General features: G+C 45.5%; 2 protein-coding genes. Both read left to right on the forward strand.

The genetic code is table 11. The features are described from left to right. Nucleotides 1-16 precede the first annotated feature (16 nt). Nucleotides 17-10,711, forward strand: a complete 10,695-nt coding sequence (locus MKY11_RS01980) for an amino acid adenylation domain-containing protein (RefSeq protein ID WP_342501781.1) — start codon at nt 17-19, stop codon at nt 10,709-10,711. 44 nt (nt 10,712-10,755) lie between these two features. Continuing rightward, on the forward strand, nt 10,756-14,589 hold the full coding sequence (locus MKY11_RS01985) for an amino acid adenylation domain-containing protein (RefSeq protein WP_342501782.1): 3,834 nt from the start codon (nt 10,756-10,758) through the stop codon (nt 14,587-14,589). The last annotated feature ends 58 nt before the right edge of the window (nt 14,590-14,647 follow it).

Genomic DNA, 14,647 nt, shown 5'->3' on the forward strand with positions numbered 1-14,647 from the left:
AACGAAGAGGTGGACTATGAGCAAACAGAAGATTCAAAAGGTATATCCTTTAACACCAATGCAAGAAGGCATGTTATATCATGCCATGCTAGACCCTAATTCTTCCTCTTATTTCACACAGCTGGAGCTTGGAATAAGAGGGGAGTTTGATCTCGATCTTTTTGAAAAAAGTCTCAATGAGCTCATCGGCACATATGACATTCTCCGTACAGCCTTTGTCTATCAGCAATTACAGAAGCCGCGACAGGTTGTACTGGCAGAGCGCAATCTAGATGTGTATAGAGAGAATCTATCTCACCTGAACCATCAGGAACAGCAAAAGGTACTAGATCAATATAAAAAGCAAGTGAGAAAGCAAGGCTTCCATTTAACGAATGATTTGTTATTGAAGGTCGCTGTTTTTCAACTGAATGAAACAAACTGGCATCTCATTTGGAGTAACCATCACATCATCATGGATGGTTGGTCCATGGGAGTTTTGATGAAAAAATTGTTTCATTACTACGAATCTTATCGGAACGGCAAAACGCCGGATCGCTCACAAGGAAAACCTTATGCAGATTATATTCAGTGGCTTGGCAAGCAAAATCAACAAGCAGCGGAAGGCTATTGGAAGGATCGCTTAGATGGTGCGATTCAGCATCAAGGGCTTTTGCAGCAAAAAGAAGCGAACGGACAATATGACCATCAGGAATGGACGTTCACATGGGATGCTGAAATGGTCAGCACCATTCAAGAGATCGCAAGGAATTGCCAAGTGACAGCACCAAATCTATTCCAGGCTGTTTGGTCGGTTCTTTTAGGCACTTACCATGCGGCACATGATGTCACTTTCGGAACAGTCGTATCTGGCAGGCCGCCAAGTGTGGCTGGTATAGAACAGATGGCAGGACTTTTTATCAATACAATACCGGTCAGGGTAGAAATGGATCAGGGAGACACCTTCAAACAGCTGTTTCAAAAAGTTCAGAAGCATGCGCTGGAAGCGGAAAACTATGATTTTATGCCGCTTTATGATATTCAGCAACAGACAGCTGCAGGAGGACAACTCTTCGATCACTTGGTCGGGTTTGAGAACTATCCTTTAGATCAAGAGCTATCTGGTGACACCATGTCGGAACGTCTAGGGTTTTCCATTGATGTAAAAGACGGATTTGAACAAACGAATTTCGATCTAAATGTCCTCGTATATCCAGGTGAAACATGGACATTGAAAATCAAATACAATGCGGTGGCTTTTGAAGAAGAGGTCATTGAAAAAATATCGAAACACCTGACCAACCTCATGAAGCAGATCATCGAGAATCCGGAAGTTCGCCTTCATGACGTGACGTGTATCACCGAAGAAGAAAAACAGCAGATTGAAGCATGGAACAAGACAGAACGAGATTATCCAAAGCATCTGTCTATTCCTGAGCTTCTTAAAGAACGCATTCAAACACAGCCAGACCATCTGGCGTTAGTCGAAGGAGAGCGGGCATTCACCTATGAAGAACTCGGCCAAGAAATCCATCGTGTTGCGGGATATTTGATTGATAGCGGAGTGAAACAAGAAGATGCCGTCGCAGTGTATATGAATCGATCTGCTGAAGCAGTGATCGCCATTTTAGCGATTCTTCAAGCAGGGGCTGCTTATGTACCAATTGATCCAGCCCAGCCAGAGGAGAGAATCCGCTTTATGCTTGAAGACAGCGGCGCATCCGTTTTGCTCTATGCGGACAGCCAGCCGCCAGTTCATGAAAGTATCCAAGCCGTTCATGTGTCGGACATATCGAATCATTCCAACGGACCATTCGAAGTCGAGACCTCTCCTTCGCAATTGGCGTATATCATGTACACGTCGGGGTCAACCGGCCAGCCAAAAGGGGTTCAAATTGAGCATCAGCATATTGTCAGATTGGCATGTTCTCAGGAGACACTGGGCTTGAACAAGTCGGATCGTATGGCACATACAGGAGCAGTCAGCTTTGATGCCATTACTTTTGAAATTTTCACCACACTGCTGAACGGTGCAACGCTTTATCCTGTTGACCGTGACACGTTATTGGACATCAACCGGTTTGAACGCTTTATCCAAACGAATCAAATCTCGGCGCTCTTTTTAACAACTGGTTTGTTTAATCAACTCGCTCAGCAGCGGCCGCATATGTTTAAAGGACTGTCCAAATTGATCACAGGCGGTGATGTGATCAATGTGAAAAGTGCAGAGCTTGTGAAGAAAAAACATCCATCACTTGTTTTACTGAATGCGTACGGCCCCACAGAAAACACCACCATCTCGACGATTTATGAGGTGAGAGGGGATGAAACGGGCACGATTCCAATTGGTCAGCCGATCAATCATTCGTCCGCTTACATTTTAGATGACAATCAAAGACTTCAGCCAATTGGTGCGCCAGGAGAGCTGTATGTTGGCGGAGACGGTGTCTCAAGAGGATATCTCCATCGTCCAGATTTAACAAAGCAAGCATTTATCGCTGATCCTTTCAAGGCAGAAGGGCGTTTGTATCGAACAGGAGATTTGGCTAGGTACGGTTCAAATGGTCAAATCGAATTCCTCGGACGGACAGATGATCAAGTGAAAATTCGTGGTTTCCGTATTGAGCTCGGTGAAATTGAAACGATTCTTCAACAAGAGACGGGGATCGATGATGCGGTTGTGCTCATCCATGAGTCTCCTTCAGAAGAAAAAGAAATGACCGCTTACTATACGGGAACGATCACGGAAGAAGAAGTGCGGGCTCTATTTAATCAAGCACTGCCAGCATATATGGTACCTCATCACGTCATGAAGCTAGATGCTTTTCCGCTTACCGCAAACGGAAAGGTCGATCGAAAAGCTTTACCAACGCCTGACGAAGCTGATCGTGAAGAAATCAGGATCATTCCACCTGAAACCGAGACGGAAAAGACGCTTGCTCAAATTTGGGAGGAACTGCTTGGGAAAGCGGTGGGAATAGATGAGCATTTCTTCATGACTGGCGGACATTCACTCAAAGCAATGATGATGTCAGCCAAAATCCAAGAAGTGTTCCAAAAGGAAGTTCCGATTCAAGTGATATTCGAAAAGCCAACGGTTCGATCGCTTGCGTCATACATTGACCAGGACGGTCAAGAAGAACAAGGACATCCGATCTTACCCGCAGCGAAGGCGGAGGACTATCCAGTGTCACCAGCTCAGCGGCGCTTATACATTTTACAAACACTTGAACCTAAGAGTACGAACTATCATATTCCGATCGTCTTAACGCTTGAAGGTACGCTCGATCATCAGCGGCTCACCTCAGCATTTGATGAATTGATTCAAACGCATGAAATTTTAAGAACGAGTTTTCATATGAAAGGCGAGAACATCGTCCAAAGGGTACATGAACGATCGGCATTTGACCTCCCCATCCATGATGTAAAGGAAGAAGAGGCCGAGGCATTTCTTGCTGAACGTCAGGCGCCGTTTGATTTGACAGCCGCTCCCCTCCTGCGGGCACAGCTGCTCAAAGTGAGTCATGATCGTCATCTATTAGTTCTGGAAGCACATCACCTGATTACAGATGGCAGCTCCATGAAGACGTTCATTCAGGATTTGGCGAAAGCCTATGATGGAGAGGCACTTGCAGAAAGAGCCATTCATTATAAAGATTACGCTGTCTGGCAGTTAAGTGAAGAAGAAACAGAGAAACAGCGTGTGCATGAAGCGTATTGGCTGAAGCAATTCGAAGGAGATGTACCGGTTTTAGATTTGCCGACAGACTACCCGCGTCCAGTGGAACGTGATTTTTCTGGAGAACGAGTAATGTTTGGCTGTGATCAAGCGACAACTCAGCGTATTCATGAGCTGCTCAAGAAAACAGATACGACACTGTACATGTTCTTGTTATCTGCATTTCAAGTGCTGCTCGCATCCTACAGCAGACAGGAAGATATCATTGTCGGATCTCCTGTTGCGGGACGAACACATCCAGATATTCAGGACATGCCGGGGATGTTCATCAATACCATTGCGATGCGCGGGAAACCGGAACAAACAAAGTCATTTTTACAGCTACTTGAAGAAATAAAAGAAACGAGTGTAGATGCTTTTGCACATCAAAGCTATCCGCTCGAAGAGTTAATCGCGCGTCTACCGCTTGATCGTGATACAACCCGAAGCCCACTCTTTAGTGTTTCGTTTAATATGCAGAACATGGATGTTCCTGCACTAAAGCTCGGCGATCTGAACATTTCGCCTTATGCGATGCAGCACCGATCCGTCAAATTTGATCTGTCTCTAGAAGCATTTGAACGTGCGGGAGAAATAAAACTAAGCCTAGACTATGCAACGGCATTATTTAAAGAGGAAACCATCCGCCGGTTCGGAACACATCTTCTTGCGATTATTCGTGAGGCGGTCCAGCATCCGAATGAACAAATTGGCTTGTTCAACCTCTTGGATCAGCATGAGCAAATGGAGCGGCTGGAGAAAAGGGATGGAGAACAAACAGGTCAACATGAGCCGTACCATGTGCAATTTTCACGTCAAGCCATGGAAACGCCTGATGCCATTGCGGTGATGGATGGTGAAAGGAAGCTGACCTACCGTGAACTAGATCACATGTCCAATGCTCTTTGCAGTGAGCTGAAGATGCAAGGCGTAGAGAAAGAAAGCACAGTCGCACTTATTCTTGATCGCTCTGTCTATGTCATTGTCTCGATGCTAGGTGTAATGAAAGCAGGCGGAGCATTTGTACCAATTGATCCAGCTTTTCCTGCGGAACGTATTCGTTACACATTAAAAGATTCAGGGGCAAAAGTCATCGTGGCAAATGAGTCTCTTGGCGATTCGTATCAGCATCTCAAGTCGATTCAGGTCGTACATGTGGAGAAAGCCGTCCAACGAAACGATTCTCTAGACCTGCCGGACGTATCGGTTGATCAACTGGCTTATGTGATTTACACATCTGGAACAACAGGGAAGCCAAAGGGTGTACAGCTCACGCATCGTAATCTATCACACTACGTCAATTGGTTGACACATGAAGTGACTTTACAAGAATGCGATCGAACGGCACTCCTGTCTTCTTATGCATACGACCTTGGTTACACAAGCATTTTCCCGATTCTAAAAGCAGGCGGGACACTCTATATTCCTCATGAAGACGTGTATACAGACCCTGTACGTCTCATGCGTTTTATTGATGAACAAGAGCTGACTTATATCAAAATGACACCATCCTTATTTCATATGATGGCAGATTCGAAGGGTCATACATTTGACGCTTTACGGCTTGTGGTATTGGGAGGAGAACCGATTGTCTCTGAAGATGTTGCGACATTTATGAAGCAGCATCCATGCGTGGCAGTGATGAACCATTACGGTCCGACAGAAACAACGATTGGTACAGTGAGCAAGCTAATGACACCGCATGAGCTGGACGCTTTAAAGGAGCGTTCTATCATCGGAAAGCCTATTGCTCATACAAGAGCGCTCGTATGCAATCGCGAGCAGCGCCTTGTTCCTTATGGTGCACCGGGGGAGCTTTATATTTCAGGTGATGGTGTTTCAAGAGGTTATTTGAATCAGCCTGAATTAACAGCAGAGCGTTTTCTTGAAAATCCTTATTTCCCTCAAGAGCGGATGTATCGAACGGGAGATTTGGTCAGACAGCATGCAAATGGGGAGATTGAATTCCTTGGAAGAGTAGATGATCAAGTGAAAATTCGCGGCTATCGAATTGAGAAACAAGAAATTGAGCATGCCGCACGTGCCCTTTCAACCATTCAAAAAGTGTATGTCAAAGTGATCAACACATCTCGTTTACCGGAGCTGGCGTTATATTATACAGCACCTGATCACATTGGAACGCTGACATTTAGAGAAAAGCTTTCAGAGACACTACCGGATTACATGATTCCTACTTATTTTGTCAAAGTGGATCATATGCCGCTGACGCCAAACGGAAAAGTGGATGCAAAATCTCTGCCGCTTCCTCATGAGGCACATATGAACCGCACGGCACATGCAGCACCAGAAACGGCGCTTGAGCAGACGCTTTGTGATATTTGGTCAGATGTTCTTGAAATTGAAAAAGTCGGCATTGATGACCATTTCTTTGAATTAGGCGGGCATTCTCTGAAAGGCATGGTGCTCATTTCGAAAATGCAAGCCAAACTGAATCAGCATGTTCCACTCAAGGTTCTTTTTGAAAAGCCAACGATACGGGCGATAGCTGCCTATTTGGAAGAAGCTGATGCTTCGCTCGTCACATCCATTCAGCCAGCGGAAAAGCAAGATTTCTATCCAGTCTCTTCCGCACAAAAGCGAATGTACGTATTACAGCAGTTGCATCCAGAATCCGTCACCTACCATATGCCAGCCGTTTTCATGATGGAAGGAAACCTTGATCTGAAGCAGCTAGAAGGAGCGATTCAAGCTTTAATTGATAGACATGAGTCATTGCGGACAGCCTTTGTTGAAATTGATGGCAGTCCCGTCCAAAAAATCTATCGCCGTGTGCCGTTTACGTTACAGATGGTTGAAGTAGAAAGCGATCAGGTACAATCCGTCGTAGACAACTTCATGACACCATTCTCATTACATCAAGCACCTCTAATGAGAGCAAAAGTGGCAAAGCTGTCTGATGACAAATATGTGTTCATGATGGATATGCACCATATCATCGCAGACGGAGTGACACGCAGGCTACTTATTCAAGAATTAGCGGAGTTGTATGAGCATAAGACGTTATCGCCAGTTCAGTTGCACTACAAGGATTATGCGGTATGGCAGCAAGAGGAAGAGCAGCAAGCAGCACTTGAAAAACAGCGGCAGTTTTGGCTGGAGCAATATGCACAGCCGCCAGAAGACTTGGCACTTCCGCTTGATTTCCCGCGGCCTAGCGTGCAGTCATTTGCAGGAGACCGGGTTGATAGATGGCTGTCTGCTGAGAAGGCGCAGCATATCAAAGCGTTCATGGCTGAAAAAAATGTGAGTTTGAACATGGTGATGCAAACGGCCTTTGCCATTCTCCTTCATAAATTGACTGGGCAGCATGACATCGTCATAGGGGCTGTAACGGCTGGACGTACACATGCGTCAATCGAACGGATCCCGGGCATGTTTGTGAATACACTGGCCCTTCGACATGACGTTCAGTTAGAAGAAACTGCAGAGCATCTGCTAGAAAAAATAAGAGATCACAATCTATCAGCTTATGAACATCAAGGATTCCCATTTGAGGATTTGGTCGCGCAGTTAGACCTTCCGAAAGACACGAGCCGCAACCCGTTGTTTAGTGTCATGATGACAACGGATGAGCGTGATCTGACGTTACCGAATTTGAATGGACTTACGCTTTCGCACAAACAGCAAGAAGCCGTTCAGGCAAAATTTGATTTAACGCTCGGTGTCTTTGAGGAACAAGATCAAGTGGGCTTGCGCTTTGAATATGCAGCGGCACTATTTAAAAAGAGTACCATTCAGCGATGGAGTCAATATTTTGAGCGAATCATAGACGAAATGCTTGCGAAATTGAATCAGTCGATCTCGACCATCTCCATCTTAACAAAAGAAGAAGAGCGACATCTGCTTGATGAATGGTCAGGACCTGTCCTAGATGTCCCGACAGATCAAACGGTTCATGCATTGATTGAGGCAAAGTCACAAGAAGTACCTCATCAAAAAGCCGCAACTTTCTGCGGCACAAGCTGGACGTATGAAGAACTGAACAACCGGGCGAATACAGTCGCCGCAAGACTCATTTCCAGCGGCACAAAACCGGGAGACCGCATTGGCATTCTCACACGTCCATCGCTTGAGATGACAGCCGCTGTTCTCGGAGTTCTCAAGGCAGGTGCGGCATTTGTGCCGATTGATGCCGATTATCCAGCGCAGCGCATTGCCTACATGCTGGAAGATGGCGGGGCAGAGGTCCTTCTGATTCAGAAAGGGCTCACTGCACCACCTTCTTTCACAGGTCATACCCTCTTCATAGAAGAGGCAGTAGAAGGAGAAGCACACGAGATTCAGGTTCCTATCAAACCAACGGATCTCGCCTATATGATTTACACATCTGGAACGACTGGACAGCCGAAGGGTGTCATGGTCGAGCATCAGTCTCTTGTCAATCTTGCTTTTTGGCACAATGATGCTTTTCAGGTGACGAAACAAGACCGAACCGCCAAATATGCCGGCTTTGGCTTTGATGCCTCCATTTGGGAGATGTTCCCGACGTGGATGGCCGGCGCAGAGCTCCATATCATCGACGAAGCGATTCGCCTCGATATGATCAAGCTCAATACGTATTTCAATGACGAAGGCATTACCATTGCGTTCCTGCCAACACAGCTATGTGAGCAGTTTATGTCGATGGACAATCATTCTCTCCGTTACTTACTGACAGGCGGGGACAAGCTAAAACAGGTGAAGCCCGTTCCATATACACTCGTCAATAACTACGGCCCAACAGAAAATACGGTCGTGGCGACAAGCGGGATCATTGATCCAGATCAAGGCACGCTTCCTATCGGAACAGCGATTGCCAATACTCGTTTTTACATTATGGGTTCGTTATATGACCTCTCGCCGCAAGGCGTACCGGGTGAGCTCGTGATTGCGGGGAAAGGACTGGCAAGAGGCTACTGGAATCTCCCAGAGGAAACGGACAAACGGTTTGTCCCGGATCCGTTTTATCCTGGAGAGCGCATGTACCGTACAGGCGACTTGGTGAAATGGACAGAGGATGGCGAGCTGATCTACCTCGGTAGAAAAGACCATCAAGTGAACATCCGCGGATTCCGGATTGAGCTATCAGAAATTGAAGCGCAGCTCCTTGCGCTAAATGAAGTGAAAGAAGCCGTCGTGACAACGGTCAAAGACGCAAGTGATCAAGACGCTCTTGTCGCTTACGCCATCACAGATGAAGAAGCGGCCACTTTGAAAGAAAGCTTAAAGCGCACCTTGCCTGAATATATGGTGCCATCATGGATCATCAAGCTAGACCAACTGCCGATGACGGCAAATGGCAAAGTGGATCTCAAAGCACTGCCAGCACCTGATATGGAAGCGAATCAAACAGCATACGAAGCCCCAAGAGATGAAGTGGAAGCACTGCTTTGCGGCATTTGGGAAGATGTGCTTGGCGTCAGCCAAGTTGGTATTCACGACCATTTCTTCTTCCTTGGCGGAGATTCGATTAAAGGCATCCAAATGGCAAGCAGACTCACGCAAGAAGGCTGGAAGCTCGATATGAAACTGCTTTTCCAATATCCAACGATTGCGGAGCTTCGCCCATATATCGAAGAAGCGGACCTTCTCACAGCTGATCAATCACCTGTGGAAGGAGAGGTCATTTTAACACCGATACAGCGCTGGTTCTTTGAACGTAACTTTGATCACCAGCACCACTGGAATCTCTCAATGATGCTTCATGCGCCAAAAGGGTTTGACTTGGCTGTCACAGAACAAGTTCTGCAAAGACTGCTCTCACATCATGATGCACTGCGCATGGTGTTCAGACAGGAGCATGATGACATTCTGCAATACAATCAGCGGGAGCTGACAGAACCATTTTCAATTATTTCTTGTGATGTTTCAAAAGCGGAAGATGTGAAACAGGCGATTTCCATATACGCCAATGAGTATCAGCGTCAACTGAATCTTGAAAAAGGTCCATTGATGAAAGTGATTTGTTTCCATACAGAAAACGGTGATCACTTACTCATCATCACCCATCATCTTGTGATTGACGGCGTTTCTTGCCGGATTTTACTAGAAGACTTTATGTCTCTTTATCATCAGGCAGAAAAAGGAGAAACGATGGTTCTGCCGCCAAAAACGCACTCTTTCAAAGAATGGGCAGAAGCGGTTGAACGATACGCGCAGTCACAGCTGCTAAAAAACCAGAAGGAGTATTGGGCAGCGATTGAAAATAGACCGTTTACGACTTTACCTGTTGACCATGAAGTAAAAGAAAGAAAAGTCGCGGATACGAAAGCGGTCAAAATGCAGCTGACAGAAGCAGAAACCGAGCATCTGTTAACGAATATCCATCTTCCGTACACAACAGAAATGAATGATATTCTTCTATGTGCGCTCGGGCTGGCCGTTCAGGAATGGACAGGACAATCTCATGTACATGTACAGCTTGAAGGTCATGGAAGAGAGGACATTTTATCAGGATTAGATATATCCCGCACAGTTGGCTGGTTTACGAGCATGTATCCAGTCGTTCTTGAAGCGAAACCGAATCAGACCATTGCAGACGCTATTAAAGGAACGAAAGAGATGCTGCGGCGTGTACCGAATAAAGGGATTGGTTACGGTATTTTAAGATACATGACACCATCCGAACCGTCAGTCAAACACGTGCAGCCTGAAATCAGCTTGAACTATCTCGGGCAGATTGATCAGGAAGTGACGACAGAACTCTTTGGGCCCTCAACCTATGATATGGGCCGTCAAGCAAGCCCTGAATCAGAAGCTGTTTATAAGCTGAACCTCAGCGGTCTTGTTCAGCACAATCAATTCATTCTGTCGTGCTCATATTGTGCAAGTGAATATGAAGAACAAACGATACAGCAGTTCATCGCATTGTTGAAGGAGAAAATCAGATCCATCATCACTCATTGCTTAGCGCATCAAGAGCGAGAATTTACGCCAAGTGATTTCTCGGCTGCAGACCTTGAAATGGATGAAATGGACGATATCTTTGACATGCTCGAGGAGAAATTGACGTAACACCACTAGATCAGTCATGAAAAAGGAAAGGAGGAATGAAATAGATGAGTCAATTTAAAAGGGATCAAGTTCAAGATATGTACTATCTGTCACCGATGCAAGAAGGAATGCTGTTTCATACCCTCCATCATCAAGAAAAAGGCTTTTATGTAGAACAAATGGATATGAACGTGAAGGGGACACTTCGGTCTGATCTGCTTGAGAAAAGCATGAATATCATCGTGGAACGGTACGATATTTTTCGTACCGTGTTCCTCCACGAAAAAGTGAAGCGTCCTGTCCAAGTTGTATTAAAAAATCGACCTTTCCAGCTTGATATTGTGGACATACAGGATCTTTCTGAAAGTGAACAGCTTGAACGTATCGATCGTTTTAAACAAAAGGATCAGCTGAGAGGATTTGATCTCTCGAAGGATCTGCTCATGCGGGCCTCTGTTTTTCAAACGGGTCCTTCAAGCTATCGCTGGATATGGAGCTATCACCATATCCTTCTAGATGGCTGGTGTTTTGGCCTAGTTGTGCAGGAATTGTTTGCGATTTATCATGCACTTTTGCATGACATCCCTTACAGGCTGGAGCCAGTCAAGCCATATAAAGAATATATTCAATGGCTGGAAAAACAAGATAAACAAGCCTCACTTGAATATTGGACGCAATCTTTGGCGGGCTTTGAGGGGCAATCGACTTTTAAAGAACAGCGAAAGCAAACAAATGAGCATGAATTAGGCGAAATTGAATGGGCCATGAGTAAAGAAGAAACAGCTGCTTTATCAGAGTTAGCCTTGCAGCAGAATGCCACGTTAAGCAGTGCGCTTCAATCGATTTGGTCTATCTTACTCAGCAGGTATCAGCGCTCAAACGATGTGTTGTTTGGAACGGTTGTGTCAGGACGTCCAGCAGATTTGGCTGGTGTAGACCGGATGGTGGGATTGTTCATTAATGTCATTCCAAGACGAATTCAGCTGACAGACCAAATGACGTTCCGTTCTCTATTATCAGAGACGCAGCAGCAGTCTTTAGCGGCTGAACCGCACCAATATATCCCGATTTATGATATTCAGGCTAAAGCAGGTCAGCAGCAGCTCATTGATCATATTGTGGTGTTTGAGAATGTCCCAGCTGCAAAGAAAGACGAGCAGGAGTCACTGCTTGGCTTTACAGTAGAAGACATGAATGTCTATGAAAAATCGAACTATGATCTCAATTTACTTGCATCACCTGGGGAACAATTGCAGATGAAGCTGGCCTTTAATCAGCGTGTATTTGATCCTGCATTTGTCCATAAATTAAAGGATCAGCTGACCCTTTTGATCAGAGGGACCATCAAACATCCAGATCAGTCAGTTCATACACTGACACTTGTGACTAAGCAGGAAAAGCAGCGAATGTTAGAGGAATGGAATGCACCTGAGCTGGAGCATGATCAGCTTTATTTGACAAAGTGGTTTGAACATAATGTCCGAAAACAGCCGAATGCAGTGGCATTATCGGCAGGTGATCACACGATGACATATGCGGAGCTGAACGAACAAGCCAATCGACTGGCAAGGCATTTGCAAAAAAATGGGGTCGAACATCAAACGGTGACCGCCATTTTAGCAGAGCGGACACCTGAACTCATTGTCAGCTTACTCGCTGTCTTAAAAGCAGGTGCCACCTATGTGCCGATTGATCCCGATTATCCAGAAAGCCGTATCCAATATATGCTGAAAGACAGCGGAGCGACGCATCTTCTGACTCATTCATCCTTTATCAGTCAGACGAGGTCACTCGCATTTGATGGCACGTATCTTTTTGCAGATGATCAAGAAATTTTACTGATGAGCTCAGAGAATCTGCCACTTGAAGCAGGTTTAGATGATACGGCATACATCATGTATACATCAGGAACAACCGGACAGCCAAAAGGCATCATGACGACCCATTCCAATATTGCCCGGGTGGTCAAAAATACGAATTACTTAACTATTTTAGAAACAGATACATTGCTGTCGTTATCAAATAGCGTATTTGATGGCTTTACATTTGATGTATATGGTGCGCTTTTAAACGGAGCAAAGCTTGTCCTGCCGCAAAAAGAAATCATTTTAGATATGGGGAAGCTCACTAAGCTGATAAAAGGAGAGCATATTTCTGTCATGTTTGTTCCAACCGCTTTATTCCATCTTCTCGTTGATGAAGGAACAGACTGGATGCGCGGTGTGCGTAAGGTGCTGTTTGGGGGAGAGAGGGCATCGGTTCAGCATGTGAGAAAAGCCTTTGATGTGATGGGAAAAGGCAGATTGTTGAATGTATACGGCCCGACCGAATCAACGGTTTTTGCCACGTATTATCCGATAGATGAAGCGATCCCTTTAGAGTCACATTCTATTCCAATTGGGAAGCCGCTCAACCAGACGGGCGCTTATATATTGAGTGAGCACAGGCAGCTTCAGCCGATTGGAATGGTTGGAGAGCTTTGTCTGAGCGGCAAAGGACTGGCAAAAGGATATTTGAATCGTCCTGATCTGACAAAACAAGTGTTTATTCCTCATCCTTTCGCTTCGGGTGAGCGCCTGTATCGTACAGGGGATTTAGCTTACTTTCGAGAAAACGGTCTGATTGAGTATGCAGGCAGAGTTGATGATCAGGTAAAAATTCGAGGACACCGTATTGAACTGACAGAAATTGAAGCCAACCTTCTCATGCACCCAGGTGTAAAACAAGCTGTACTCCTAGCGGATCATGATGAAACCAATCATACAAGGCTGCTTGCCTACATCACGTGTGATGATGCATGGAAAGGCAAACTCGATGATATCAAATCAAGGCTGAAAGAGCGTCTTCCAGCTTATATGCTGCCTCATGAGCTGATTGAACTGGAGAACCTCCCACTTACGCCAAACGGGAAGGTTGATAAACGCCAGCTACCAAAACCAGAGGCGCCGCAAGGAAACCGTCGTGTGAAACTGCCCGCAAATGAAGTGGAACAAAAGCTGTTGGTGATGTGGCGGGAAGTACTTGAACGAGAGGATATTAGCACAGATGACCATTTCTTTGAGCTTGGCGGACATTCTTTAAAAGCGATGTCTCTTTTGTCCAAAGTATCAAAAGAGTTTGAGGTTCAGGTGCCGATCCATTTGTTGTTTGAGACCCCGACGATTGAAGCGCTTAGTCATTATATTCAGCATCAGGACGGGGAAACCGCTGGCTATCTTGTATTCAATGAATCTCAAACATCAACAGTCTTTGCTCTTCCGCCGTTACCAGGCTACGGCTTTATCTATCAGGAAGCAGCAAAAACGCTTGATGATGTCCGGTTGATCGCCTTTGATTTTATTGAAACGAATAACCGAATGGCGCAGTACGTTCAGCATATTCAGCACCTTCAGCCAAAAGGGTCGCTGACGTTGATGGGGTACTCAGGCGGATGTTACCTCGCCTTTGAGCTTGTTCAAGCGCTTGAACAAGGAGGACGGACAGTCGAGAAGGTCATCATGATCGATTCCTATAAGAAAATTGGAGAAAGTGATTTAGAAGGGCGATCCATTGATGATGATATTGAAGCGATTGTTCATCAAACGAAACAAAGCGAACTTGCTCAAGGGGAGATCGTTCAAGAAGCGCTTGTCCAAAAGACGCGCGCCTACTATGAAACGTTTGTTAAGGGGGTGAATCAAGGCAAAATACAGGCAGATATTACGTTCATCCAATCTGAAGAACAAATAGCGATCCCGGACTGGATGGAAGAGTGGACACAGGCAACGGCCGGATCTTTTACCCAATACCAAGGCTATGGCCGGCATGCTGATATGTTTAAACATAAAGAATGTGCAGCTCAAAATGCAAAGCTGATCAAACATATTGTCAATCAAACAAATAGAGAACGAGTCTTGTAAACTTTAGATTAGGCAGGATGCAGCCTTGCAGTCCTGCCTAACAAAAAAGGAAAGGAAC

The sequence above is a fragment of the Bacillus sp. FSL W7-1085 genome, assembly GCF_038595035.1.
Lineage (GTDB): Bacteria > Bacillota > Bacilli > Bacillales > Bacillaceae > Bacillus > Bacillus altitudinis.

Coding starts and splice junctions, on each gene's coding strand:
- MKY11_RS01980 (WP_342501781.1), top strand. CDS start 17: ATGAGCAAACAGAAGATTCAAAAGGTATATCCTTTAACACCAATGCAA.
- MKY11_RS01985 (WP_342501782.1), top strand. CDS start 10,756: ATGAGTCAATTTAAAAGGGATCAAGTTCAAGATATGTACTATCTGTCA.